The following is a 23,561-nucleotide window of genomic DNA, read 5'->3' as shown; positions in this document are numbered from 1 at the left end:
AAGGAAGTGCGAATATGCCTAAGACAGAAGAGGGGTTGTCCTACCTGTATGAAAAAGGTGTTTTGACATTCCGGAGTTGTCCGGTTCCGGTTCGCTCTCTGAATGTCGCACGGATTGATGCGGGAGGACCGATTCATGAGATTCGGGTCGCGTTCGATGCATATGGTGCGCCGGGTAGCCGATTCTACGCAGTCCAAGAGATCATACTTCCGGACACGCTGCGAGTGTTTCCGAAATTCGAGGCCGCATTTACGAAAATCAGTCAGCTGCAGCTACCGGCATCTTGTAAAAAATTTCCTGCGAAAGCGTTTCAGGGGTGGAAAAAACTGAAGGAAATCTCCATTCCGGAAGGCGTCTCGAAACTTCCTGATGGCATTTTTTCAGGATGCAGCAATTTACAGTGCGCGCATCTGCCGGATTCTGTTACGTCTTTAGGAAAGGAGGCTTTCCGGAATTGCAGTAAGCTTTCCGGTAAGTTGGTTTTGCCCAAAAAACTGACTGCGATCGGGGATCAGGCGTTTTCCGGTTGCAAAAATATCGAAGAGGTCATCTTCCCAGATACCCTCACCTCGATCGGAACGAAGGCGTTTAAAGGATGCGTTAAACTGCTGCAAGCTGACTTGCCTGCAGAGATTCAGATACAGAAGGACAGTTTTCCGGAGGAGTCGCGGTTGCTGATTGGCGGTGCGGAGTATGTGCCCGAACCGGAAAGGGTAGAGGCAAAATTATCGCCCATTTATCTGTATGATGTTGATGTGAATCGGATACGAAGCGATCTGCAGGACGGACAATGTGTCGAGATCCATGCGATGATTCACCACTTTGTAACACGCCTGGAGGTTTTGACGCCGGAGGGAAAGCATATAGGGTTTCTTGCGGACTCTTCTGTTAAAACGGTAACCCGGCTGAAACGGATTCAGCTCGGACAGGCTTTTGATGCAAGCGTTTCAAAGCAGGATAGCGGAGATATAGCCATTGTCTTTCTTGATAATGCGCCGTTCCGTCCGACGTCTTTCCCGGAACGGACACATTGTCTTGACTGGAGTCGTCCCGAGGTCGACAGCAGCCGGTTGCCACTGGAAAATGTGCAATTTCAATTCCGGTTGAAGGCGGAACCTTATAGGCTCTTAAGTGAACGGGACAGCTTGATTCAACGTGATGAGTACGCGAGAGCTTTTTCCGAGGAGGCAGCGCAGCTGATCTATCGCGAGGAATCTATGTCTAAATATTTGTACGCGCGCAGCGAAGAAGAAATCAGCAGGTTTTGGACGCAGTATATCAGCATGACGTTGCTGGAGCATATTCCTCTCGGAACAGAGTTTGAGGCGAAAATCGATTCAGTCCGCATTCAGGTCAGTGATGATTCCTGGGGTGCAATGCATTCCGGCGGGATGGCCGACTATGCGTATTCGGTTCCTGCAATCGTGTTTTTCTGGAGAGGAATTCGCGTTGCCTATGCACCTTTGATTGGACGCTCTGATAGCGATTGGAACAGAGCTCTTCTGGTTTTTTGGAAATGGAGCCGGCACACCGAATGGAAATCGAAAGCCTGGCTGGTACAGGTTACAGACGCCCCGGAATGTGTGTTTCAGGTAGCATTTTTCCCTGGAACGGAGAAAATTACAGGAAGTATTGATTTGAGCGAAGCGATAGAGTATGAAGGGGGAGGACAAAGCGAAGCCTTACCACTGGAAACGCTCTTTTCCTGTTTTGCAAAGGCTGAAAGAATCCGTCTTTGTGCGGACGAAGCAGGACGCGACGGGATCATGATACAGCAAGGAGAATCGTTCTATCAGCTTCCGGTCGGAATGCATGAATTGTGTGAACTTTCAAGGGACGAGCTGCCCGAGTGCGGATGGCACACGATGGATGAGCTCGAGGAATTGGCCTGATCTGGAGAGAAATCGTGAAAAGTGCAATGCTAATGATTGACATTGTACAGGATATAAAAGACGGCTGCCAGAGAAATTGGCAGCCGTCTTTTGATTAAAGTGCGGAAGAGGGGACGGTATATATTTAACGATTGGTTTTATGCCGTTCAATCCAATTTAATATTGATGGCACAAATGAAGGGGAGTGACTAGTGTTGTATCGCGGCGCTTTGTGAAGTATAATATTTTATAGTGTATTACGGAGCAAGACGTTTGCTGAGGGAGGGTCTCATTTGGACACAGAGAGAAAAAGAATCAGCGACTCCCGGGAATTGGAATTTGCTGTTTTCTGTATTGAAAATATTGCTGCGCACCTCGGCGTTGATGCGCAACGGGTCTATTCTGCATTGACGGAAAAAAGCGATATCCTAAACAGTTATATTGTGCCGGAATATGAGATTTTGCACACGCAAAGTAAAGAATATATCGTGCGTGATATTCTGGATGTTATGAAAGAACGGGGTGTGGAAATATGATCCTTTATCACGGCTCTTTTCTGGAGGTTGCAAAACCGGATTTACTGCACTCACGCCCTAATGTGGATTTTGGCCTTGGCTTTTATACGACGCCGCTTTATGAGCAGGCTGAGAAATGGTGCGGAAAATTCAAGCGGAGGGGAAAGGCGGGAATTGTTTCTCGTTACATCTTGGACGAGGAAGCATTTCATCAATTGAAAGTGCTGAACTTTGATTCATACAGCGAGGCATGGCTGGATTTTATCTTGGTCTGCCGAAGCGGAAAGGATAAATCGGACTATGATATTGTCATGGGCGGTGTGGCAAATGACAGGGTGTTCAATACGGTAGAACTGTATTTTGACGGTTTGATCGATAAGGCAGAAGCTATTGAGCGGTTGCGTTATGAAAAGCCGAACATGCAAGTGTGTTTGCGAACCGAACGTGCACTGAACGGTTATTTGCATTTCGAGGGGAGCGAGTTGGTATGAATGCAAATCCTATTTTGCTGCAGAAAAAATATGCGCGCGTAGTCGAGCGTTTTGCCGGAGAACAGAATCTATCTTTGGATGCGGCGCTGCAATTCTTTTATCGTTCGGAAGTTTATCACCTGATGCGGCAAGGAGTGTCCGATATGCATTGTATGAGTGATGCGTATTTGGCGCAAGAATTATGCCTGGAATTGGCCGAAAAAGAAAGAACGTCTGAACAACGAAACACCATATGACTTAATCGGATTTGAAGCAGAATAGCGGCATATTTAAGGCGAAAAAAGGGACTCTATTGGGAAAAAGGTTGACCACGATTTTGACCATTTTCAGAACGGATTGAGCTATACACCACTGTCCCAAAAGTGCTGTTTGGGACGTCCCAAAATTGAAAATGAACTCTATTGGGACAAAAAATTCTCTGTAACCGCATTGCCCGAATCATGGGGTTCAAGAGGCCGTGAGTTCGACTCTCGCCACTCGGACCATGCGGAGTATCATTAAAGGATCTGAAAAGGTCTGCTGATGATACTCCGCATTTTTTATTTCCAAATCTATATAGCGATCTGTGTGGGGGCGTAGCTTAATGCTACGCCTTTTCTCGTTTCCAAAAGAATGTCCCTCTCGGGGATCTTCCGGCGATCCGGCACCTCAAAGGCCCCGATGCAGTTATAGTGAATCGTCACCCGCTGATTGGTACTGGATTTACACAGATCCTTTAATGACACTCCGACCAAATACCGCAGAGAATGAATTCTCTGCGGTATTTTTTATTGCGTCATTATCTTTCAAAGAGGCCTACCCGGTGAGCTTTTCTGCCGCAGGAGGGATAACCACCGCATCCACCATTCCAGATGTCTCCGCCTTAACTGAGGTGGGCTGACTCCGCACTTGTTATGACCAAGAGCAAGTTAATACAGGGTTTCTCTTTTCTTTTACTCTTCTCTTTTAAAGATAAGCCTGTTATATTAAAATATGTAAAAGAGGTGAACCAGTATGCGAAGAAGGGATCGTTTTGTAGAATCTATTGACGAAAAAGAAGAAGCCTTACTGACAGAAAGAATTAGAGCTATCAGAAAACAAATCAAAATACTTTATCAAAATTTACACAAGACGTGTGCAATTATTGAGCCATGTGAATTCATGTTGATATGGGGCACACTACAAAGGTGCCTCGTCTGCATTGAAAGTTGTGTTTCTCTTGTTGCGGATGGTTATATTGGCTCGGCTAATGCTCTACTTAGACAAATTTATGAGTTTTTGGTTTGGGCCAAAGCGGGAATTGATTCTGATACTGCTACACTTGAAAAATTAAATGCAGCATTTTATAAAGACGATTTATCCCACAGAATTTCTGCTACAAACATACTTAAAGCAGTAAAAATCGAAGTTTCCGGTTTATACAGCGAGGCGGAGCTAAAAGAAAAGGGCAAAAAAATGTACCACGGATATTCGCTTTTCACCCATGCCAGCAATATTTCCCAACAAGCTCCATATAAGCAGGATGATTTTTATATCCGTTTGAATGCTTGTCTCAGTGAAATATCTCTATTACTCGATGTATTTTTGATCGTCTTCTCGCAATACTTAGAAATTTTAAATGCGCCATTTATTGATGAAGATGATCTTTCTGAAAAAGAACAAGGATAGCCAGAGAATGTAGAGTCCGACTCGTACGAATCTTTATCGGGGCCCTGTTGTTCTGAATCCTCATTATCCGGAGTGGCTTCTTCGTACCCCGGAGGATATGTACCGGGGGAGCCCGGAATCTGATTGTAATATTGCTCAAACTGCTCTATCTGGGTTTGGAACTGTTCCTGCTGCTGAGACCGCGCAGAACGGGTCAAAAGGGTCGATGCCAGATTGAGGACGATAAAAGCAGCAATGATATAGACAAAAAACGATCTGCGGTAAGTGGTGCTTCCGGTTCTGCGGCCCGCCCATCCAAACGGGTCAAAGGGATCAAAATCTTCTCCGTAAGATTGCTCGGAACTGACGTAGTCACCGCCTCCTGATGTACCATAAGCAGAACTGCCGGCGCTGTGCTGATCGCCGTATCCATAGGCAGAGTTTGTCTGACTGGGATTTTTGATTTGTTCATAGGCAGCATTGATCTCGTTCATTTTTCGGGCTGCTTCCGGATCACCTGGATTCAGATCTGGATGATATTTTTTAGCCAGTTGCCTGTACGCACGCTTGATTTCGTCCTCGGATGCATTTCTCGAAACCCCCAGTACGCTGTAAGGATCATTCATCCAAGTTCACCTCTCATTATGTCCTTTTCTCAAAATGCTCTCCGCAATTCGGGCATGTGATACAGATTTTGCCTTTCCCTTTCGGTACGCACAGCTTTTGTTTGCATTTGCGGCAGCGATAAAATTTATGGGTCTTACGCTGGCGGAAGCGCAGTTTTAGAAAATTGCGCCACGCGAGATATTTTGCGTTTTGCCTTTGACACTTTTCGAGATTGCGTGAAAAAGCCCGGATATATGCATAGAGCAGCAAAATCAAAGCTGCATTGTATAGGAAAGTAATCCCGAACAGTGTGCCGAGTATCATAATGGCAAGGGCGACCCACAGAAGCGTTCTGCCCAGCTCGTCAATCCCGTTACGGTTGGAGAAAAATGCATGAAGTTTATATTTCATGATGAAATGCACTCCTATTCATAAGTAATGGATTTGACAATGATTATAGAGAAGAAAGATTAAGTTTACGTTTAGCAAGATCAACTTTCGGTCAACTTTTGCATGAATTTGCACAAATTTACAAATTGTTTATCTTTGCCTTGTAAATAGATGATACCCTTTACTTGTCAGATCATAAAAAGACAGGTGAGTATTACAATGTTTCGAATCTTGGTTGCGGAAGATGATAAAGGAATACGCGCACTGATGGAAGATGCGCTGACGGATGCAGGATATGAGCCGATCCTTGCGTGCAATGGGCTGGAGGCTTTGGATGTCCTGGAAAAAAGCATATTGATTTGACCATCCTCGACATCATGATGCCGAAGCTGGATGGATATGAACTGTTGAAGCAAATCCGCGAAAGCGGTATGGATATGCCGGTTTTGATGGTGACAGCTAAGTAGACTCTTTCAGACAAAAAGAAAGGCTTCCTGTTAGGTGCCGATGACTATATGGTGAAGCCTTTTGAAGAGGAAGAAATGCTTCTGCGGGTTGCCGCGCTGCTGCGGCGAGCCAAGATTTTGACAGAGAGAAAACTGACTGTGGGAAACACAGAACTTATTTATGACTCTCTGACAGTGGTTTCGGGCGGCACAGCACAGGTGCTGCCGAAGAAAGAATTCCTTCTGCTTTATAAACTTCTCTCCTTTAATAATAAAACGTTTACCCGGCGGCAGCTGATGGATGAAATATGGGATCTGGATACCGAGAGCGATGAGCATACCGTGAACGTTCACATCAACAAGCTGCGGGACAGATTCCGGGATAACCATGATTTTGAGATTATAACGGTTCGCGGTCTTGGCTATAAGGCGGTGAAATTATCATGAAGCGAATGCTCCATTCCTCGCGCGGGATTTTTGTCACCTGTGTTGTGATTACAAATCTTTTGTCCAGTTTTATCACGGCATTCATCTGGCTGAATGTATCTGCCCATGTGCCGATGAATCATCAGCCGCAATCACCGTTGCTGCCGATGCTGATTTCCACGTTGGTGGCGATTCCGATTTCATCCATCGTCAGCAAGCATTCCGCGAAGCCTTTGCAGGATATGGTGAAAGCTACCAAGTCCATTTCCAAAGGAGATTATTCTGTGCGGGTCGAGGAATCCGGCGCAGGGGATGTTTATGAACTCCTGCACAGTTTTAATCAGATGACCGCTGAATTGGGCAGCACGGAGATGATGCGCAATGATTTTATCAACACATTTTCCCATGAATTTAAAACGCCGATCGTATCAATCCGCGGTTTTGCCAAGCGGCTCAAAAACGAAAATCTATCTCCGGAAAAGCGAAAAGAGTATCTGGAATACATAGCGGAAGAATCGGAACAGTTGTCCAATCTGGCCAGCAGTGTCCTTTTGATTGCACGGTATGATAATCAAAAGCTTGTGGCAGAACAGTCGGAATACGATTTGGATGAGCAGATCCGCAACTGTGTGCTGCGGATGGAGACCGTATGGAGCGCAAAAAATATCACCTTTGAAGTGGATTTGCCGAAACTTACCTATGTCAACAATGTGGAAATGATGGAACATGTTTGGATGAATCTCATCAGCAACGCCATCAAATTCAGCCATGACGGCGGGCACATTTTTATTTCTTCCAGCCAAACTGAGAACAACATTTCGGTGACCATTCGAGACGAAGGCATCGGTATCAGTCCATCTGAAATAGGGCATATCTTTGACAAGTTTTATCAGGCGGATACAGCGCATTCGTCTGTCGGAAATGGACTCGGTCTGTCACTGGTATATCGCATTATCCAATTGAGCGGAGGCTCAATCAGTGCGAAGAGTGAAATCGACAGGGGAACGGAATTCACGGTCACATTGCCCTTATTGCGTGCATAAAAATGTTGAAAGCTCCAATGATTGAAATATGTGAAACACAGTGCTCACCCGCTGCTTTCGCTTTACGCACAGTTCCAAAGCGGGTAGAATCGGATAACATTTTTTTGTTTCGTTGCAATATTTCCGTATACAGCTGAGTATTATCCATATCAATTACTTTTTTAAAAGGAGCTTCTTACCGATGAAAAAATTTTGTTTGTTTCTCGCTGCCGTTATGCTTGTCAGTTTGCTGGCTGCCTGTGGGGGAACCTCAGCTGCATCCTCTTCTGAAATTGCCCATGTGGACGGTACACTTGAAGAATTGATGGAGAAGGTCTACGAAGGAATTGGGGAAGATGAGATGCCGATGGTGGCCAACACCGAACTGACTGCGGACAATTCCGTGTATTATACGGGCGTGGAAAGCAGCGAATACAAAGAAGGCATCGCATCGGAAGCAATGATCAGTGCAGTCGCACATTCCGTTGTACTTCTGCGTGCAGAGGACGAAGCTGCTGCCGAAACGCTGAAAGAGGAAGTTAAGACAAATGTTGATCCCCGCAAGTGGGTCTGCGTAGAAGCGGAAGAGGTCATCACCGATCATATTGGTGATCTTGTAATCCTCATTATGTCGAGTAAAGATCTCGCGCCGAAGCTGCACGAGAACTTTCTCGCACTGGCGCAATAAATGCGCGCAAGGTTGTGTGCCGCGGCGATGTGCGCCGCGCTTCTGCTGAGTTCCTGCAGTGCTGCGGTCTCGGAAAACGGAGTTTATTCTCTGGATGGAGATCTCGTCAAGGATATTACACCGCTGGACGAGCGCTCGGTGGAACGGTTTGCGGAAAAGCTGGTATCTGTCCGCGAGACATATCTGACAGATGCCAATCAGGTGTTTTATGCAATCATTCCGGACAAAGCGCAGTATGCCGACGAAGCGGTGCCCAGAATTGAGCTTGATTCCGTGTGCGATTTGCTCGACAGTGCACTGCCGGACTGGACGCGTATCGATTTGTCCGATGCACTCACAGCAGACAGTTACTATCGCACGGACGGCCACTGGCGACAGGAAAAGCTTCAGGGCGTTGTAGATGCATTGGGGAATTCTATGGGCTTTTCTGTTGATCTTTCTGCGTTTGAACAAAATCAGTTCGATGATTTTTTTGGCACTTACGCGAAGGACGTCCGACAGGCCCGGCCAGAGAAACTGATCTGGCTGACAAACAACGATACACAGGCCGCGGTTACCGATAATTATCAGGCGCCGGATGTGACGACTGTATATGACACAGGTAAGCTGGCGTCGGAGATTCCCTACGATGTATTTCTGTCGGGCGCAACACCCGTGGTCACCATTACAAATCCAACGGCTGCGACCGATCGCGAATTGGTTGTTTTTCGCGACTCTTTTTCATCGAGCCTTGCGCCCCTTTTGTGTGGAGCGTATGCCAGAATCACTTTGCTGGATCTTCGCTATATGGCCTCGGGCCTGATTCCTCAATTCGTTACGTTCGATGACCAGGATGTGCTGTTTTTGTACAGTTTGGAAATCGTCAACAACAGTGCCATGCTGCGTTGAGAGGATTTATAAAACGGTACAGTGGCGTGCGGAATACGGATAATATTTTTGGGTGCGTTGCCGGTTTCGAGTTACTGTACAACCACAGTCACGCAAGGAGATTTTGTTATGGTGGCCTTGCTCAGCGGACATTATGAAAACAGGAAAGAGTGCAGCGCGCTCTTTCCTGTTTTGTTTATGCGCAGAGAGAAGATGCAGGCTTCGCTGAGAAGCCTGAAAAGACGGTGAAAGGCAGGAAACGACAAGATTCAAGTTTTGCATATAATTGCAATTTGCCGGCGGATGTGCTACCATTTTCTTGACAGTACAAATAACCCGGCAGAATACCGGACGGAGAGCGCTTCCAGAACGGGGGCGGCATCTCCCTGAAAATACAAGCGAAAGGAAGGTTCGTTATGGCACGGAAAAAGGCAGAGCCCAAAAAGATGCAAACGGCTGCAGAGGAGGTTGTGACTCCGGCTGTAAAGGAAACATCCGCCCCCAAGAAAGCGGCGCCCGCCATGAAAAAGAACACTCCCGACGAGAAAAAAGAGAATGTGGCTGAAAAAACGGCTGCGTCTTCTGAAAACAAGGTGAAAGCGGCTGCTCCCAAGAAGAAGTCCCAGACGCCCAAGCCCGCAGATGACACGCCGAAGACTGTGCCGACGGAAAAGAAAGAGAGCAGTGCTCCCGAGACAGCTCCTGTTGAGAAAAAGAAACCTGCGGCCAAAAAGAGTGCCGGAACGAAAAAGACTGCAGCAAAGAAAAGTTCTGCGCCGAAAAAGGCGGCCTCTGCCGACAAGAAAGATGTTTCTGAAAAAGAGGTGCCTGTTGTGGAAAAACCGGTGCCGGCAGAGACAGTGCCGGAGTCTCCCCGGCGGAGCGTAGCGTTTATTGGTTCGGAATGCTATCCGTTTGTGAAGACAGGCGGATTGGGCGATGTGATGTATGCACTTCCGCGGGAACTGGTAAAGCAGAATTGTGATGTGCGCGTGATTCTTCCGCGTTACGCCTGCATTCGGCAGCAGTACCAGGACAAAATGGTGTACCGCGGAGAATTTTACATGGACCTGGGACGAACCGGCCGCAATTACTATGTGGGCATCATGGAGTATGTCTGTGATGGCGTGGTGTACGATTTTATTGATAATCAGGAATTCTTCTCTGCCGGGAACCCGTACATCAGCCTGGTGGATGATATTCCCAAATATTGCTTCTTCAGCAAGGCTGCGCTGGCCGCGCTGAATTTTATGAACTGGATTCCGGATATTATTCACTGCCATGACTGGCAGGCGGCGCTGGTGCCGGTCTATCTGCGCACGTTGTTCCATGATTCTCCGGTGGGCCGTGCCAAAACGGTGCTCACCATTCACAATCTTCGTTTCCAGGGAATTTATAACATCCCGACGATTCAGTACTGGTCCGGTCTGCCGGATGAAGTGTTCAATATGGGGGCGCTGAAACAGGGATACGAGGATGCCAACATGCTGAAAGGCGGTCTTGCTTATGCAGATCGTATTACCACAGTCAGCGGTACGTATGCTCAGGAGATTCAGACGGGTGAGTATGGCGAACAGTTGGAAGAGCATCTGCGCTATCACAGCTACAAACTTCGGGGAATTGTAAACGGAATCGACTATGAGATGTGGAACCCGAAAACGGACGCTGCGCTGGCGGTGAATTATGACGCGGATGACGTTTTGAAACGCAAGAAGGAAAACAAACTGGCGCTTCAGAAAGAACTTGGATTGGAGCAGGACGAGGAGAAATTGGTGCTGGGGTTGATTTCCCGCCTTACCAACCAGAAGGGCCTGGACCTGTTCAATGCGATTATCCCGCAGGTGATGGATGGCAATACGCAGATTGTGGTGCTGGGAACCGGCGACAAGCAGTATGAGGATACGTTCCGCTATTATGAGAACACCTATCACGGCATGTTCAGTGCCTGTATCCAATACGATGAAGCACGGGCTCACCGCATTTATGCAGGCGCGGATGCACTGCTGGTTCCGTCCCGTTTTGAGCCGTGCGGTTTGACGCAGCTGAATGCCATGCATTACGGAACGCTTCCCATTGTTCGTGAAACAGGCGGTTTGAAGGACACGGTAGAGCCGTATAACGTTTATACGGGCAGCGGAAACGGTTTCACGTTTGACCGTTATGACGCAGGGCTTTTGCTGGATGCGATCAATCGCGCCAAGACGACATATTTTACCGAGCGTGCCAATTGGGACCAGGTGGTCCAGCGCGATATGGCAAAAGATGTTTCCTGGGAGAACTCGGCGAAGCAGTATAAGAACTTGTATCTGGAATTGACCCAGTGGTAAGTTGATGAAAGCGCGGAAAACGGTTTGTTTTCCGCGCTTTTTGTATGGGGCAGCGGCCGGAAATTCTGCGCTGGGTGTAGCGTCCGTTGTACAGGTATGATACAATGAGCAAAACCGGATGGAAAGAAAATCTCCGCCATTGCAGGAGAACAGAGAAGGAGCGAACAGCATGCTGGAAAAAGGAACACAGGCACCGGATTTTATTCTGCAGGATAAAGAGGGCAGAGACGTAAAGCTGTCAGATTTTTTGGGGCACCGCATTGTCCTTTATTTTTATCCCAAAGACAATACGCCCGGATGCACACGGCAGGCCTGCGCCTTTGCGCAGAATTTTGACGCGTTTCAGCGCCGCGATGTGGTCGTGATCGGAATCAGCAAAGATTCCGTAGCGTCCCATCAGAAATTTGCTGAAAAATATGAATTGCCGTTTCTTTTGCTTTCAGACCCCGAATTGAAAGCCATACAGGCATACGATGTGTGGAAAGAAAAGAAACTTTATGGCAAGGTGAGTATGGGGGTGGTGCGCACCACGTATGTGATTGATGCGGATGGGACCATTGAGATGGCAATGCCCAAGGTGAAGCCTGATACCAATGCGGCAGAGATTTTGGCATACCTTGACGGAGAGAACGAACAATGAAGCAGGGCTGGCTTTCACGATTTTGGGGGCATGTGTCAGAGAAGGCATCCTCCTATCGTTCAATCTCACAGGAACAGGCAAGGCAGATGATGGAGCAGCCGGGTGTTTTCGTTCTGGATGTCCGGGAACAGGATGAGTATGACAGCGGCCATATTCCCGGAGCGGTGCTTTTTCCGTTGGGAACGATCAACCGGGAAAGTGCAGAACGGAAGATCCCGGACAAGAATACGGCGGTGCTGGTATACTGCCGCAGCGGCAATCGCAGTAGAAGTGCGGCGCACCGTTTAGCACAATTCGGGTATGAACGGGTTTATGAGTTCGGCGGAATCAATACATGGCCTTACGAGGTGGAATAACGGCTTATGAAAATGATTATTTCCCCGGCGAAAAAGATGAATTTTGATACGGACAGTCTGCCTTGGGAAGAGCTGCCCCTGTTTTTGGACAGGACACAATTGCTGTGCGAAAAATTGTGCAGTATGTCCTACGCAGAATTGAAAAAACTGTGGAAATGCAATGACAAAATTGCGGAACTCAACACAGAACGGCTGAAAAATATGGATTTGCGCAGCAATCTGACGCCGGCCGTCCTCAGCTATGAAGGAATTCAGTATCAATACATGGCGCCGGGGGTTTTCAGCAGGGAAGAGCTGGATTATGTGAAAGAGCATCTGCGAATTTTATCCGGATTTTACGGACTGCTGCGCCCTTTCGACGGGGTGCGTCCCTATCGGCTGGAGATGCAGGCGAAACTTGCCATGGGCCAGGCAAAAGATTTGTACGCTTTTTGGGGCGATTCGCTTGCAGCGGCTTTGTTCTCGGAGACAGATTGTGTGATCAATCTGGCGTCAAAAGAATACAGCTTGTGCATTACCCGCTTCGTCCCCGCCGGGGCGCGTCTGATCACTTGCGTGTTCGGAGAACAGCAGGCCGGAAAAATTGTTGAGAAGGGGACCATGTGCAAGATGGCCCGCGGTGAAATGGTGCGTTATATGGCGGAGAATCAGATTGAAAATCCGGCGGAGCTTCGTCAATTCGACCGCTTGAATTACCGCTACAGCGCAGAGTGCTCAGACGAGAAAACATTTGTTTTTCTCCGGGAGTGTTCCGGCAATCAGTAAATGCTGCTGCATATCCAATAAAAAAGCCCCTTTGCTGACGTGTTGCAGCAAGGGGGCTTTTTCGTACAAATGAGCGTGAACAACGCGCTTAACAGGATGAACCGAACACACCGGCTTCCACGGCACGTGCTACCTGTGCAAGGCGCGGGTAAGCATATTCGAAGAACTGGGAATATGCCTCGCAGAAATAGTTTTTCTGAAGTTTTCCGTCCACCATGGGTTCCCGGTCCCGGCGGCATCCGCCGCGGCACAGAGGAAACCATTTGCATTTCTGGCAGGTTTGGTTCACATCGATGGACATTTGAATGAAACCCAGCGCATCGCGCCGGCGGTCAACGTCTTCCACCGTGTCAGTGAGAAAATTTCCCAGCTTCCACTCATCCAGCATATAGAAATCGCAGGGATAGACGCTGCCGTCCGCTTCCACCACGTACTGACGGCCGCATTGCCCCAGCATGCCGCAGGCTTCGGGTTGCTGACGGGTGAGGATCAGCAGAAGATTGGTGAAATAGCGGTTATAGGTCAGCCGGCCCTTCCGGGCATCTTCGTACCAGCAGTCAAACAGGTCTTTCAAATATTGGCCGAAGGCTTCGCAGGTCAACGAGTAATCGTGCCCGCCTCGCTCTTCTCCCAACGGGTCCAGGCAGGGGATGTACTGCTGATAATCCAGCCCGTTCCGCTGAAAAAAAGAATAGGTTTTGCGAATGCTGCGGCAGGTGGCCGAAGTGACCACCGTGAGAATGTTGAATTCCGCGCCGTGCTTTTTCAATGTGGCTATGGCGCGCATGACGCGGTTGTATGTTCCGTTGCCCTTGGCGTCCAGACGGTTCAGATCATGAATTTCCCGGGGTCCATCCAGAGAAACTCCCACCAGAAAATGATTGTCCGCCAGAAATTGCGCCCACTCGTCGTCGATCACATAACCGTTGGTCTGAATGGCGTTGTGAATGGCAACCTTCTTATGGTTCAGCTCCTGCTCCAGCTCTACCACGCGCCGGAAAAACGGAAGTCCCGCACAGGTGGGCTCACCGCCCTGGAATGCAATGGTACACTCGCCGTCTGCGTATTCCAGCACACGGGTGAGGACTGCACGCAGCACTTCTTCACTCATCAGCCCATAACTGGGCACAGAGCGATTTTTCTGTTCGTCCGCATAAAAACAGTAACGGCAACGCATATTGCACAGCCCCGAAGCGGGTTTCAGCATGACAGTGATGGCAGGCATAACCAGTTCCTTTCCGGCGGGAGACCGCTGATTTTTTCCTCATTATACCACAATCGCTGAAAAAGAAAAGAAAGGCTATTTTCCGCTGTCGCCGTAGTTTGCGAGTACACGGGCGCTGGGGTCATCCACATTGCAGCCGGGCCAGGTGCGGTTGGGCATCCAAAAGTCGGGGATCATCCGCGCCTGACCGGGATAGAACTGCTCAAACAGCTCTCTGTAAAGAAGACTTTCCTTGGTGAAGGGCTGGGCATGGGAATAGCGCGTGCGCAGTCGCTGAAATTCTGCATCGGAATAGCAGGACTCGGCATATTCTTTCAAATCGTCCACCATGCTGTGCCCCACTGCGTCACTGAAGGCGGCTTTTTCGCGCCAGAGAATGGCATCCGGAAGGATGCCGTCCGTTTCAAAGGCTTTGCGCAAAAGGTATTTGCCCTTGCCGTAGACGTTTTGCTTTCTGGCCGGGTCAATGGACATGACGTAGCGCACAAATTCCAAATCGCCAAAGGGAACCCGTGCTTCCAGCGCATGCGCCGCCAGGCACCGGTCGGCGCGCAAAACGTCGTAGTAAAACAGCTCCCGCAGACGCTTGGACGCCTCCTTTTGAAATTCTGCGGCGCTGGGAGCAAAATCCGTGTATTTGTACCCAAACAGTTCGTCAGAGATCTCACCGGTGAGAAGCACTTTCAGATCGGTGGTCTCGTGAATGGCTTTGCAGACCAGATACATACCAATGCTGGCCCGGATGGTGGTGATGTCGTATGTACCCAGTGAGCGCACTACATCGGGCAGTGCCTGCAGCACCTGCTGACGGGTCATAATGACTTCCGTGTGCCGGGCCCCGATGAAATCGGCAGCCTGCCGCGCGTATTTTAAATCAATGGCATCTGTGTCCATACCGATGGCGAATGTGCGGATGGGTTTGGGGGAAAGAGAGGCTGCAATGGCGCACACCAGGCTGGAGTCCAGCCCGCCTGAGAGCAGAAACCCCAGCGGAGCATCTGCATCCAGGCGTTTGCGCACTGCTTCGATCAGACGGTCATGAATGCCGGCCGTCAGTTCTTCTATATCGGCATGGAGGTAATGCGTCACCTGATCGATGCGGTGATAGGGGACAAACTGACCGTCGCAGTAGTAATATCCCGGCGGGAAGGGACGAATTTCATCCACCCACCCCTCCAGGTTGATGGCCTCGCTTGCAAAAGCGATGGCACCGCTGCGGGAATAACCGTAGAAAAGAGGCCGGATGCCGATGGGGTCCCGGGCGGCGATGAGATGTCCGTTTTTTCCATCGTACAGCACGCAGGCATATTCCGCATCCAGGTGGGCAAACATCTCGCAGCCGTATTCCTCGTACAGAGGAAGAAGAACTTCGCAGTCCGATCCGCTGTAGAAGGCATGGCCCCGCTGCTCCAGTTCTGCGCGAAGACGGCGGAATCCGTAAATTTCGCCATTGCAGACGGCCCAGCTGCCGTTGTGTTCAAAGGGCTGCATCCCCTCGGGGCTGAGCCCCATAATGGCAAGCCGCGCAAATCCCAAATAGCCGAAGGGCGTGGGCAGAATGCGGGTGTCATCCGGACCGCGCATCGCGTTGCGCCGCAGATATCCCATGAGCGTTTTCGGCCCAATGTCTTTGCCGGAATAGCTTACGGGCGTTTACCATGATTGGAGGTTATCTATGGCAACGGCAAAAAGCATGAAAATCCAGGCTGAGATTGATAAGGTCAAGGCCAAAATCAGCGAACAGCAGGCCCGGCTGAAAGAACTGGAGCAGAAAAAGCTGGAGGCGGAAAACAGCGAGATCGTGGACATCGTGCGGGGCATGAGCATCCCCCTTGCGGAGCTCCCTCTGCTGTTTGAAAAGCTGAAGGGCGATGGGGCTTTGGGACAAAGTGTCCCGAAGTCTGAACCCGGCGGGAAGGAGGAAAATTGAATATGAAACGATGGAAGTCTCTGACGGCGGCGCTCTGTGCCGCCGTTCTTTTATGCGGCTTTTCGGCTGTCCCGGCCTTTGCCTATGCAGACGGCGGTGAGGGCGAAAACTATGGCGATCCCACCATGACCGAGGAAACCACGGCCCCGGAGCCGGAGCCCACCATTGAACCGGGCGAGGGCTTCTCGGAGGAGGGCAACCTTGTTACCCGTGATCTGCTCTATGACGAGCACACCAACAAGCAGTTTATCACGGTACAGACGGCGGGCGGGAACACCTTTTACATTGTCATTGACTATGACAAGCCTGTGGACGAGGAGGGCGAGCAGTATGAAACCTACTTTTTGAGCATGACAGACGAGGCCGATCTGCTGGCTGCGGCGGAGGCTGCCGGGGTGGAACAGGCCGCCTGCTCCTGCTCTGAAAAATGCGCGGCGGGGGCTGTCAATACGGATTGCCCGGTCTGCGCTGTCAATATGACCGAGTGCGCGGGCGTGGAGCTGGAACCCGTGGAAACGGAGGAAACCGGGGAACCCGCCCCGGAGGAGGCCGAGCCGGAAACGGGCGGCAATATGGGGATGCTTCTGCTGGTGCTGGCCGTGGCGGTGATCGGCGGCGGGGCTGGCTGGTACTTTAAGATTTACCGCCCGAAACATGAGAAAGCCGCTGAACCCGAGGAGGACTACGGCGGGGAGCTGGATGGCTATGACGGCGGGGAACCCTACGGGGACGAGGACGATGACGGCCCGCCTTGGGACGAGGAGGACGATGACGGAGAGGAGGCTGGCAAATGAGATTTACCAACAGCCCCTTTGAAAAAATGATGAAGCAGAAGCCCCGCCCCCAGGCTCCGGCCACGCCGAAGCCGCCCAAGGGCTCCCGTTGCTCCGGGTGTCCCTACTGGCGGGGCATCGGCTGTGTGTCCTGCTACCGGGAACTTTTGAAACCCCCGGCTGGCGGGAGGTGAGGCCATGTCCCGCGAACTTACCCGGGAGGAGAAAGCGGCCATCCGCTCCCTTGTGGTAAAGTGGTGCGCCAACTATGACCGGGAGTGCGGGTGCCTGCCGCTGGACTGTGAGTGCTATATGCTGGGGAAATGCTGGACGGGCGCTTACTGCCGTTATTTCCGGGAGGCCGTCCTGCCCCTTGATCCGGCGCTGGAGGCGGCCCTCTTGACCGAGGGGCCCAGGCCGGATTTTAAGGTCTGCCCGGTCTGCGGCGGGCCCGTTCCCCCGGATCGTCGGCAGGCATACTGCTCGGCGGCCTGTGCAAAGAAAGCCCACCGCCGCCAGCAGAGGGAATATATGCGGAAAAAGCGGGGCTGGGGTGTTGACAATTAGGCCCAACAAAACCCGCTTGTATCAAGGCTTTCCGGGGCCTGTTTTGGGGCGGGCCGTATCAGAGTATGGCCTGCCCCGTTTCGGCCCGGATGCTGTCAACATTTACGCTGTGGGACTTTGGGACAATTTGTCCCGAAGTGCCCGCTTTTTAAGGAGGTGCCGAGCATGGAAAAAACACGCAAACAGGAACTTACCGACCAGGAGGCAGGAGGCCATGCGGCTTTACCGGGAATTTCATGCCCCGATCCCCGCAAGCCCCCGGGAGCGGGAAAAGCCGTTAGACAAGGTAAAAGAGCCGCCCCGGGCCAGCCGCAGTCTGGAACGGGAGGAACGATGACAAAGAAACGCCGCCGCCCGATCCATCTCCATGTGATGGTGTCGGAGGAGGAGCAGGCGCTGATCCGGGAACGGATGGCCGAAGCGGGCATCCGAAACATGGGGGCCTATATGCGGAAAATGGCACTCAACGGGTATGTGCTCCATGTTGACCTTTCGCCCGTCCGGGAGCTGGTGTCGCTCCAGCGGCGGTGCTCAAACAATCTCAATCAAGTGGCAATCCAGGCCAACACCTACGGCGGGATCTATCCCGAGGAAATGAAATCTCTGCAACGGGACTATGAAAAGCTGTGGGGGCCATTGTCCGATCTTTTGAAAAAGCTGTCTGCTATTGTAGAGCGTTAGTCCTGCCGGGGAGCGGTTTTGCCGTTCCCCGGCTTTCACTACTTCGGGACACTTTGTCCCGAGGTGCTGAAAGCCGGAGGCATCCTTGTTGTCCCTCCGGGACAGAGGTATAATGATTATATAGGGGTAAACCGTCAACAAAAATAAGGAGGTATCAAGCTATGCGGATCATTCTGAAAATCATCGCGGCTCCTGCTGTGCTGGCTCTTACGCTGATTGTCGCAGTCCTCAATTTCAGCGTTTCCCTCGCGTCCTGGGTGCTTGGCATCCTGTCCCTTGTCCTTGCGGTGTGCGGCCTGTTCGAGCTGTTCATTCAGAGCAATCCACAATGGGGGATCACCGGGCTGGTGCTTGCTTTTCTGCTTTCCCCTTTCGGGCTGCCCGCCGCAGCCGAATGGCTGGTCTGCAAGCTGGATGACCTCACCTACTCGTTAAAGACCTTTATTGCGGGATAACGCTTTGGGACAATTTGTCCCAAAGTAAAAATAATTTAGCCAATGGCATACAGGCAAATTTGAAATTTTCAAAACAATTTTTTCAAACCGTCTCATTGCATGGAATATTCTACTTCACTATAATTGAGACAGGAGGTGTTGAGAGATGGCAAATGAAGATAAAAAGAATTTTAATGCCATGCTACACGATAGCAAGGATATGCCTAAATTTCAGACCATTACCGACCAGAAAAGCATTGAGAAATATGGCGGAAGCAGAATGTACTTTGCCCCACCAATCGACTATGACAAGGTGATGAAACTAATTCCTTATGGCAAAGTAATCACTGTCGGAAAAATCCGTGAATATTTTGCTGAACTGAATGGGGCGGATTTCACAGAGCCTATCACAGCCGGAATTTTTGTATCTATTGCAGCATGGGCGAGTTACCAGCGTTCCGAAGATGAAACCCCATATTGGCGAACCTTAAAGGCAAATGGAGAATTGAACGCAAAATATCCCGGCGGTGTAGAAGCACAAAAGGAAAAGCTGGAAGCAGAAGGGCATACGATTATTCAAAAAGGGCGCAAGAATATAAAATACTATGTAAAGGACTATGAAAGTGTGCTTTTTGATTTGATGTAGTTAGACATAACTTTGAACACTTTATTCAAATGCGTGGGGCGGCGGGGGGAACAAACCGCCGCCCCAACCTTTTTCGTTGGGAATGGAGGTGCGGCTATCGCTACAACTTTTATCCGGCCCTACAAGGTAGCGGCAGGAAAAACGGCTGTCCAGACGATGGAGGATCGGTTTGCCTACGGGCTCAATCCGAAAAAGATAGGAGCTGTGTCTGCTTACCTCTGCGATCCGGCGGCGGCCCCCGCTGAGTTTCTTCTGACGAAAAGCCAGTACCAGGCGGAAACGGGCCGGGCCGTGGAGCGCGGGGCCCTGTTCTTTCAGATCCGGCAGGCGTTTCCTCCCGGCGAGGTCACGCCGGAGGAGGCAAACAAAATCGGCTATGAAACGGCCATGCGCTGGACAAAGGGCAAGTACCAGTTTTTCGTCTGTACCCATATTGACAAGGGGCATCCGCATAACCATATTTATTTCAATTCCACGGCCCAGGACTGCTCCCGGAAGTTTCATAACTTCATCGGTTCGTCCTTTGCCCTGCGACGGCTCTCTGATCGGGTGTGCATTGAGCATGAGCTGTCTGTTATCCAAAATCCGAAACAGCACAGCAAGGGCCGCTTTCTCCATTATGGTCAGTGGATCGGGGAAAAGCCACCCACCGCACAACAGCGGGTGCGGCTGGCCATCGTGGAGGCTCTGGGAAAAAAGCCTGCCGACTTTGCAGCCTTTCTGCGGCTCATGGATGAGTCCGGCTTTCGGGTAAAGCATGGGCGGGGAGGCGTGATCTCGTTCCTGGCTCCTGGGCAGGATAAGTACACCCGCCTGCGGGCTTCTGTCCTGGGCCCAGGCTTTGATCCCGATGATATTCGGGCGGTGATTGCCGGGGAGCGTCCCATCCCGGAGCTCCCGAAGGACAGCCCGGCTCCGCCCCGGCGCGTCAATCTGATTATCGACATTAGGGAGCGCATGGCCCAGGGCAAAGGCCCGGCCTATGCGCGGTGGGCGAAGGTCTACAACTTGAAACAGATGGCCGCCGCGCTCCAATATCTCCAGGAGCACAAGCTCACAGACTATGAGGAGCTGGCGGCCAGCACTGAGGCGGCGGTGGATCGCTTTCACGCCCTGGCCGGGGAGCTCCGGGAAACCGAGGCGGCCCTCTCCCATACCGTACAGCTCATGGGCGCTACGGTGGAATTTGCAAAAACCCGGCCCGTGTTTGATGGCTATAAGGCGGCCCGGTACAGCAAAAAATATTTGGCCCAGCATGAAGCAGAACTGACCGCATACCGGGCGGCGAAGGCTGCCATGAATGATCTTTTAGGCGGGGCGAAGCTCCCGAAAATGGACGCGCTGAAAAAGGAGCGCCGGGAGCTCTCCGAAAAGAAAAAAGCCCTCTATGCCGAGTACCGCAAAGCCCAGGCGGATATGCGGCAGGCCGTGGCGGTCAAGGCTAACATTGATTATCTGCTCGGCCATACGGACGGGCGGGAAAATAAGGCCCAGGAGCGTTAGCCCGGGCCGCATCCAACAGGCGCTTGCGCCGGGACTTTGGGACAATTTGTCCCGAAGTCCAGCGGGTTTGGGGAGCTCCCCAACAAGCATTTTCACGGGCCTGCGGCCTGTGAAAATTTCGGAGTGTGGCTACACCCGAATTGCTTGCCCGGATTATCCCGAATTCGGGATAACGATAGTTATACCGAAAGTTGGATTATCCCGAATATATTAAGCAGAGCCCCAAACTACACGATTTCTGTGAAAAAATTCGGGATAATATTTTGATGTAATTGCGTCGCCAAATCCCAAAATTGGATTGCTATCATACGTAATTCGGGATAACTTTGAATCACAATTTATCATAACTGTTGTAGTTTTAGAAGTAATCAACACTACATAGACACTATATCTTGATTATATGTGGCGAAAAGATTATACCGAAACTTATAGCTGGGAAACGATTTTTGTAAAAGCGATGCTCACATTTAAACAAAAAATTATACCGAATTATTTTTCGAAAATCCTTTGTCTAAAGCCCTTATATGAAATTTTCGGGATAATCTAAGATTCGGTATAACCGTTTTGTGCAAGCCCCGAAAATGGCGCAAAAAACGGAGGTACACGCTTTTCTTACGCATCCTCCGTTTCTTTAGCCGCTTTCATCGCTTGGATCGTGGCTTCTACAATTTTTAATTCTTTTTCGTCCAGGGCGTTAAGCATAGCGTCAATGCGCTTTCTGCACTCGCTCCCCTTATTCTTGGACGGATAGAAGTATTGATCTACCGATATATCGAACATTGTCACCATCTGATAAAAGGTGTTGAGGCTGGGGTGCTGGCCGTCATTCTCGTTATACATGATGGTGCGCGGAGCCCGGTCAACAATATAGGCCAGTTGCTCCTGCGTCATTCCGCTGGCCTCCCTTGCCCGTTTGATGGCAAGCCCTATATCGTGAAAATCAAATCGTCGTTCATCTCTCTCAATCTTCATAATATCACCTAATGTAATTTTACATTTCAGGTGTTATTATTTGAACGATTGTAAGTTTCATACTACTGACTATTTAATTTCACTGTAAAATCACATGAATGATACCCGGAAGGCTATTATTGACAAAATGACACAAGTGTCATAAAATATAAATGACACTTGTGTCATTTTGCGGAGGTGTGTCTATGTCGGAAAGATCAAAAGAAAAAAGAAATTTAATATTAAAATGTGCAGAACAAGTTTTTAGAACTAAGGGTTTTTCAAATGTTACTATGAAAGATATAATTGATGAATGCAATATTAGTCGCGGAGGTATCTATCTATACTTTAGCTCCGTAGATGAGATATTTATAGAAGTTATCAAGCAATATCATAAATCACACGCAGAGAAAGTGACTTATGATTTGAATAGCACGAAAGACTTTATAAAAGCCATTGATCAATACTTTGAGGATTTGAAATATAATCTTTTAAATATTGATGATAGCCTAAAATTAGCAATGATTGAATTTTTTGCCGCTCATAAAAATGATCAGGACAAAGAGTTTTTCGAAATTGCAGTTAATGGCTTAAAGCAACCCATTATGGAAATTATTATTTTTGGAAAAGGACATGGTATTTTACCTTATGAGCTGACTAATGATTTAGTAGAGTTAGTAGTATTTTGGTTTATAGGACTTGAAGAGATAATGCTTTCCGCTCATCTGTCAAATACAATTTTGGAAAAACAAATTCAAATAATGAAAAATTTGATCCTGACGGGTAAAATTTTATAGCGGTGGGAAAAGTAGTACGAAAGAAAGTAGATTTACATTAAAATTTATGCTGGCAATCAAAGGCAGTAGAATGGAGAATAAAATGAAAGAAATAGAAAACAGAAGAAGTATACGAAAATTTTGTTCCCAAAAAGTAGAAAGGGAACTCATAGATAATATTCTTAAAGCTGGTATTGATGCGCCATCAGCAAAGAATAGACAACCTTGGAAATTTGTCGTTTTAGAAGATAATGCTAAAAAGCAATTCTCCGAAATAATGAGACAAGGTATACAGGAAGAAAGTAGTAGGAAATTACTCCCCAATAGTTCAAAATACCTTGCAGCGGCAAATCATACGGCCCAAATAATAGATCAAGCACCTGTGTTACTGTTAATTTATAATCCGCAAGGCAAATCTTTATATGAGGATTTGAGTATTGAAAATAAGATATATGAACGCGCTGACATCCAGTCCGTCGGGGCCGCCATACAAAACATAATATTAGAGGCTACTTCTCTTGGTATAGGCTCTTTGTGGATATGTGATATATATTTTGCTTATGATAGATTGTCCAAATACCATAAAGAATATGGTGAATTGTTGGCCGCAGTAGCGTTGGGGTATCCTGATGAAAATCCTACAAAAAGACCGAGGAATGCATTTAAAGATGTAGTGTCCTATCTTAAATAATACATAGGAATTTAAGAACTCAGTGCTACCGAAACAAAAAAAACCGTTGTTTCGGCGGCTGGTTCATCACGCGCCAAAACAAAATACAGTAGCCTTACGGCGGTTTTGAAATAACAAATTTCAAGCCGCCGTTTTCTTTTCAAAAAATGAGATTGCGGGGGGTGTGTTAAAGTCGCCCTTTTTTAAGGATACGGCGGTGTCCAGGAGGTATCGCCGTGTCCTTTTTCCTTTTCCATCCCCCTAACCTGTCAAAAAAAGCCCACCCGCCCAGCAGGATCAGTCCGGCGGTGGATGCGAAATTTGGCAGTACATAAATGAATTTGTCATTTCATGCGCTTGCGTGGCCTT

General features: G+C 49.3%; 28 protein-coding genes and 1 pseudogene. 23 read left to right on the top strand and 6 right to left on the bottom strand.

The annotated features are described in order from the left end of the window. Window positions 1-14: 14 nt before the first annotated feature. The 4 genes from WMO24_RS02435 to WMO24_RS02420 all read left to right on the top strand — a co-directional run bounded on the left by WMO24_RS02435 (window position 15) and on the right by WMO24_RS02420 (window position 3,113). On the top strand, window positions 15-1,892 hold the full coding sequence (locus WMO24_RS02435; protein WP_349214666.1) for a leucine-rich repeat domain-containing protein: 1,878 nt from the start codon (window positions 15-17) through the stop codon (window positions 1,890-1,892). A gap of 272 nt (window positions 1,893-2,164) precedes the next feature. Continuing rightward, complete coding sequence (locus WMO24_RS02430) at window positions 2,165-2,407, top strand: DUF3791 domain-containing protein (RefSeq protein ID WP_349214664.1); 243 nt, start codon at window positions 2,165-2,167, stop codon at window positions 2,405-2,407. Further along, a complete protein-coding gene (locus tag WMO24_RS02425) occupies window positions 2,404-2,877 on the top strand; it encodes a DUF3990 domain-containing protein (RefSeq protein ID WP_349214662.1) in 474 nt (157 codons plus the stop codon). Before WMO24_RS02430 ends, WMO24_RS02425 begins: the two co-directional genes overlap by 4 nt. After that, entirely contained in the window at window positions 2,874-3,113 is a 240-nt protein-coding gene (locus WMO24_RS02420; RefSeq protein WP_349214660.1) for a DUF3791 domain-containing protein, read from the top strand. Before WMO24_RS02425 ends, WMO24_RS02420 begins: the two co-directional genes overlap by 4 nt. A gap of 1,272 nt (window positions 3,114-4,385) precedes the next feature. On the opposite strand, the gene WMO24_RS02415 is transcribed toward WMO24_RS02420, so the two are convergent. Both WMO24_RS02415 and WMO24_RS02410 read right to left on the bottom strand, forming a co-directional pair. Then, window positions 4,386-5,129, bottom strand: coding sequence for a DnaJ domain-containing protein (locus WMO24_RS02415; RefSeq protein ID WP_349214659.1), 744 nt, complete (start codon window positions 5,127-5,129; stop codon window positions 4,386-4,388). Between the two features lie 16 nt (window positions 5,130-5,145). Continuing rightward, window positions 5,146-5,520, bottom strand: a complete 375-nt coding sequence (locus tag WMO24_RS02410; protein WP_349214658.1) for a hypothetical protein — start codon at window positions 5,518-5,520, stop codon at window positions 5,146-5,148. A 198-nt stretch (window positions 5,521-5,718) separates the two neighbouring features. Here WMO24_RS02410 and WMO24_RS02405 point away from each other — a divergent pair. The 4 genes and pseudogenes from WMO24_RS02405 (at window position 5,719) to WMO24_RS02390 (ending at window position 8,969) form a co-directional block, all read left to right on the top strand. Continuing rightward, a pseudogene (locus tag WMO24_RS02405) lies at window positions 5,719-6,392 on the top strand (response regulator transcription factor). Beyond that, window positions 6,389-7,414 carry a HAMP domain-containing sensor histidine kinase gene (locus WMO24_RS02400; protein ID WP_349214657.1) on the top strand — a complete coding sequence of 342 codons (1,026 nt, stop codon included), beginning with the start codon at window positions 6,389-6,391 and terminating at the stop codon, window positions 7,412-7,414. Before WMO24_RS02405 ends, WMO24_RS02400 begins: the two are co-directional and overlap by 4 nt. 214 nt (window positions 7,415-7,628) lie before the next feature. Next, window positions 7,629-8,081 (top strand): hypothetical protein, encoded by a 453-nt coding sequence (locus tag WMO24_RS02395; protein WP_349214655.1) that lies wholly within the window; start codon window positions 7,629-7,631, stop codon window positions 8,079-8,081. Continuing rightward, complete coding sequence (locus WMO24_RS02390; protein ID WP_349214653.1) at window positions 8,082-8,969, top strand: DHHW family protein; 888 nt, start codon at window positions 8,082-8,084, stop codon at window positions 8,967-8,969. A 175-nt stretch (window positions 8,970-9,144) separates the two neighbouring features. Here the strand turns inward: WMO24_RS02390 and WMO24_RS02385 are convergent, their stop codons facing one another. Then, window positions 9,145-9,750: a hypothetical protein gene (locus WMO24_RS02385; RefSeq protein ID WP_349214651.1), complete on the bottom strand. Its 606-nt coding sequence runs from the start codon at window positions 9,748-9,750 to the stop codon at window positions 9,145-9,147. A 31-nt stretch (window positions 9,751-9,781) separates the two neighbouring features. Here WMO24_RS02385 and WMO24_RS02380 point away from each other — a divergent pair, with 31 nt between their 5' ends. From WMO24_RS02380 to yaaA, 4 genes are all read left to right on the top strand, one after another. Then, window positions 9,782-11,275, top strand: a complete 1,494-nt coding sequence (locus tag WMO24_RS02380) for a glycogen synthase (protein WP_435413778.1) — start codon at window positions 9,782-9,784, stop codon at window positions 11,273-11,275. A 169-nt stretch (window positions 11,276-11,444) separates the two neighbouring features. Then, on the top strand, window positions 11,445-11,915 hold the full coding sequence (bcp, locus tag WMO24_RS02375; RefSeq protein WP_349214681.1) for a thioredoxin-dependent thiol peroxidase: 471 nt from the start codon (window positions 11,445-11,447) through the stop codon (window positions 11,913-11,915). Further along, complete coding sequence (locus WMO24_RS02370) at window positions 11,912-12,271, top strand: rhodanese-like domain-containing protein (protein ID WP_349214649.1); 360 nt, start codon at window positions 11,912-11,914, stop codon at window positions 12,269-12,271. Before bcp ends, WMO24_RS02370 begins: the two co-directional genes overlap by 4 nt. A 6-nt stretch (window positions 12,272-12,277) precedes the next feature. Beyond that, on the top strand, window positions 12,278-13,036 hold the full coding sequence (yaaA, locus tag WMO24_RS02365; protein WP_349214647.1) for a peroxide stress protein YaaA: 759 nt from the start codon (window positions 12,278-12,280) through the stop codon (window positions 13,034-13,036). 88 nt (window positions 13,037-13,124) lie between these two features. On the opposite strand, the gene WMO24_RS02360 is transcribed toward yaaA, so the two are convergent. Together WMO24_RS02360 and asnB are read right to left on the bottom strand one after the other, a co-directional pair. Then, window positions 13,125-14,261, bottom strand: coding sequence for an anaerobic sulfatase maturase (locus tag WMO24_RS02360; RefSeq protein WP_349214646.1), 1,137 nt, complete (start codon window positions 14,259-14,261; stop codon window positions 13,125-13,127). A gap of 75 nt (window positions 14,262-14,336) precedes the next feature. Then, a complete protein-coding gene (gene asnB, locus WMO24_RS02355) occupies window positions 14,337-15,869 on the bottom strand; it encodes an asparagine synthase B (RefSeq protein ID WP_349214644.1) in 1,533 nt (510 codons plus the stop codon). 85 nt (window positions 15,870-15,954) lie between these two features. Here asnB and WMO24_RS02350 point away from each other — a divergent pair, with 85 nt between their 5' ends. The 9 genes from WMO24_RS02350 (at window position 15,955) to WMO24_RS02310 (ending at window position 20,795) form a co-directional block, all read left to right on the top strand. After that, window positions 15,955-16,191: a DUF4315 family protein gene (locus WMO24_RS02350; protein ID WP_435413775.1), complete on the top strand. Its 237-nt coding sequence runs from the start codon at window positions 15,955-15,957 to the stop codon at window positions 16,189-16,191. Between the two features lie 2 nt (window positions 16,192-16,193). After that, on the top strand, window positions 16,194-16,985 hold the full coding sequence (locus WMO24_RS02345; RefSeq protein WP_132084176.1) for a DUF4366 domain-containing protein: 792 nt from the start codon (window positions 16,194-16,196) through the stop codon (window positions 16,983-16,985). After that, complete coding sequence (locus tag WMO24_RS02340; RefSeq protein WP_349214641.1) at window positions 16,982-17,158, top strand: hypothetical protein; 177 nt, start codon at window positions 16,982-16,984, stop codon at window positions 17,156-17,158. Before WMO24_RS02345 ends, WMO24_RS02340 begins: the two co-directional genes overlap by 4 nt. 4 nt (window positions 17,159-17,162) lie before the next feature. Next, window positions 17,163-17,531 carry a cysteine-rich VLP domain-containing protein gene (locus WMO24_RS02335; protein WP_087385717.1) on the top strand — a complete coding sequence of 123 codons (369 nt, stop codon included), beginning with the start codon at window positions 17,163-17,165 and terminating at the stop codon, window positions 17,529-17,531. Between the two features lie 214 nt (window positions 17,532-17,745). Further along, entirely contained in the window at window positions 17,746-17,868 is a 123-nt protein-coding gene (locus tag WMO24_RS02330) for a hypothetical protein (RefSeq protein ID WP_349214685.1), read from the top strand. Continuing rightward, window positions 17,865-18,212 carry a plasmid mobilization protein gene (locus tag WMO24_RS02325; RefSeq protein WP_132084177.1) on the top strand — a complete coding sequence of 116 codons (348 nt, stop codon included), beginning with the start codon at window positions 17,865-17,867 and terminating at the stop codon, window positions 18,210-18,212. Before WMO24_RS02330 ends, WMO24_RS02325 begins: the two co-directional genes overlap by 4 nt. A gap of 161 nt (window positions 18,213-18,373) precedes the next feature. Continuing rightward, entirely contained in the window at window positions 18,374-18,667 is a 294-nt protein-coding gene (locus WMO24_RS02320; protein WP_132084178.1) for a CD1845 family protein, read from the top strand. Between the two features lie 145 nt (window positions 18,668-18,812). Continuing rightward, entirely contained in the window at window positions 18,813-19,292 is a 480-nt protein-coding gene (locus WMO24_RS02315; protein WP_132084179.1) for an MGMT family protein, read from the top strand. 156 nt (window positions 19,293-19,448) lie between these two features. Then, the gene (locus WMO24_RS02310; RefSeq protein ID WP_349214639.1) at window positions 19,449-20,795 is read left to right on the top strand and encodes a relaxase/mobilization nuclease domain-containing protein; all 1,347 of its coding nucleotides are present in this window, start codon (window positions 19,449-19,451) and stop codon (window positions 20,793-20,795) included. Between the two features lie 612 nt (window positions 20,796-21,407). Here the strand turns inward: WMO24_RS02310 and WMO24_RS02305 are convergent. Continuing rightward, window positions 21,408-21,767, bottom strand: coding sequence for a helix-turn-helix transcriptional regulator (locus tag WMO24_RS02305; protein ID WP_087347884.1), 360 nt, complete (start codon window positions 21,765-21,767; stop codon window positions 21,408-21,410). Window positions 21,768-21,952: 185 nt separating this feature from the next. Between WMO24_RS02305 and WMO24_RS02300 the strand changes: the two genes are divergently transcribed. Then, a complete protein-coding gene (locus tag WMO24_RS02300) occupies window positions 21,953-22,543 on the top strand; it encodes a TetR/AcrR family transcriptional regulator (RefSeq protein WP_165873113.1) in 591 nt (196 codons plus the stop codon). A 70-nt stretch (window positions 22,544-22,613) separates the two neighbouring features. Continuing rightward, window positions 22,614-23,213: a nitroreductase family protein gene (locus WMO24_RS02295; RefSeq protein ID WP_349214636.1), complete on the top strand. Its 600-nt coding sequence runs from the start codon at window positions 22,614-22,616 to the stop codon at window positions 23,211-23,213. Window positions 23,214-23,561 lie beyond the last annotated feature (348 nt).

The organism is Ruthenibacterium intestinale (assembly GCF_040096265.1).
GTDB lineage: Bacteria > Bacillota > Clostridia > Oscillospirales > Ruminococcaceae > Ruthenibacterium > Ruthenibacterium komagatae.
Note: the sequence above shows the minus strand (reverse complement) of the source record. Positions and strands in the feature narration are given on the sequence as shown.

Coding starts and splice junctions, on each gene's coding strand:
- WMO24_RS02435 (WP_349214666.1), top strand. CDS start 15: ATGCCTAAGACAGAAGAGGGGTTGTCCTACCTGTATGAAAAAGGTGTT.
- WMO24_RS02425 (WP_349214662.1), top strand. CDS start 2,404: ATGATCCTTTATCACGGCTCTTTTCTGGAGGTTGCAAAACCGGATTTA.
- WMO24_RS02420 (WP_349214660.1), top strand. CDS start 2,874: ATGAATGCAAATCCTATTTTGCTGCAGAAAAAATATGCGCGCGTAGTC.
- WMO24_RS02415 (WP_349214659.1), bottom strand. CDS start 5,129: ATGAATGATCCTTACAGCGTACTGGGGGTTTCGAGAAATGCATCCGAG.
- WMO24_RS02410 (WP_349214658.1), bottom strand. CDS start 5,520: ATGAAATATAAACTTCATGCATTTTTCTCCAACCGTAACGGGATTGAC.
- WMO24_RS02400 (WP_349214657.1), top strand. CDS start 6,389: ATGAAGCGAATGCTCCATTCCTCGCGCGGGATTTTTGTCACCTGTGTT.
- WMO24_RS02395 (WP_349214655.1), top strand. CDS start 7,629: ATGCTTGTCAGTTTGCTGGCTGCCTGTGGGGGAACCTCAGCTGCATCC.
- WMO24_RS02390 (WP_349214653.1), top strand. CDS start 8,082: ATGCGCGCAAGGTTGTGTGCCGCGGCGATGTGCGCCGCGCTTCTGCTG.
- bcp (WP_349214681.1), top strand. CDS start 11,445: ATGCTGGAAAAAGGAACACAGGCACCGGATTTTATTCTGCAGGATAAA.
- WMO24_RS02370 (WP_349214649.1), top strand. CDS start 11,912: ATGAAGCAGGGCTGGCTTTCACGATTTTGGGGGCATGTGTCAGAGAAG.
- yaaA (WP_349214647.1), top strand. CDS start 12,278: ATGAAAATGATTATTTCCCCGGCGAAAAAGATGAATTTTGATACGGAC.
- WMO24_RS02360 (WP_349214646.1), bottom strand. CDS start 14,261: ATGCCTGCCATCACTGTCATGCTGAAACCCGCTTCGGGGCTGTGCAAT.
- asnB (WP_349214644.1), bottom strand. CDS start 15,869: ATGGGATATCTGCGGCGCAACGCGATGCGCGGTCCGGATGACACCCGC.
- WMO24_RS02350 (WP_435413775.1), top strand. CDS start 15,955: ATGAAAATCCAGGCTGAGATTGATAAGGTCAAGGCCAAAATCAGCGAA.
- WMO24_RS02345 (WP_132084176.1), top strand. CDS start 16,194: ATGAAACGATGGAAGTCTCTGACGGCGGCGCTCTGTGCCGCCGTTCTT.
- WMO24_RS02340 (WP_349214641.1), top strand. CDS start 16,982: ATGAGATTTACCAACAGCCCCTTTGAAAAAATGATGAAGCAGAAGCCC.
- WMO24_RS02335 (WP_087385717.1), top strand. CDS start 17,163: ATGTCCCGCGAACTTACCCGGGAGGAGAAAGCGGCCATCCGCTCCCTT.
- WMO24_RS02330 (WP_349214685.1), top strand. CDS start 17,746: ATGCGGCTTTACCGGGAATTTCATGCCCCGATCCCCGCAAGCCCCCGG.
- WMO24_RS02325 (WP_132084177.1), top strand. CDS start 17,865: ATGACAAAGAAACGCCGCCGCCCGATCCATCTCCATGTGATGGTGTCG.
- WMO24_RS02320 (WP_132084178.1), top strand. CDS start 18,374: ATGCGGATCATTCTGAAAATCATCGCGGCTCCTGCTGTGCTGGCTCTT.
- WMO24_RS02315 (WP_132084179.1), top strand. CDS start 18,813: ATGGCAAATGAAGATAAAAAGAATTTTAATGCCATGCTACACGATAGC.
- WMO24_RS02310 (WP_349214639.1), top strand. CDS start 19,449: ATGGAGGATCGGTTTGCCTACGGGCTCAATCCGAAAAAGATAGGAGCT.
- WMO24_RS02305 (WP_087347884.1), bottom strand. CDS start 21,767: ATGAAGATTGAGAGAGATGAACGACGATTTGATTTTCACGATATAGGG.
- WMO24_RS02300 (WP_165873113.1), top strand. CDS start 21,953: ATGTCGGAAAGATCAAAAGAAAAAAGAAATTTAATATTAAAATGTGCA.
- WMO24_RS02295 (WP_349214636.1), top strand. CDS start 22,614: ATGGAGAATAAAATGAAAGAAATAGAAAACAGAAGAAGTATACGAAAA.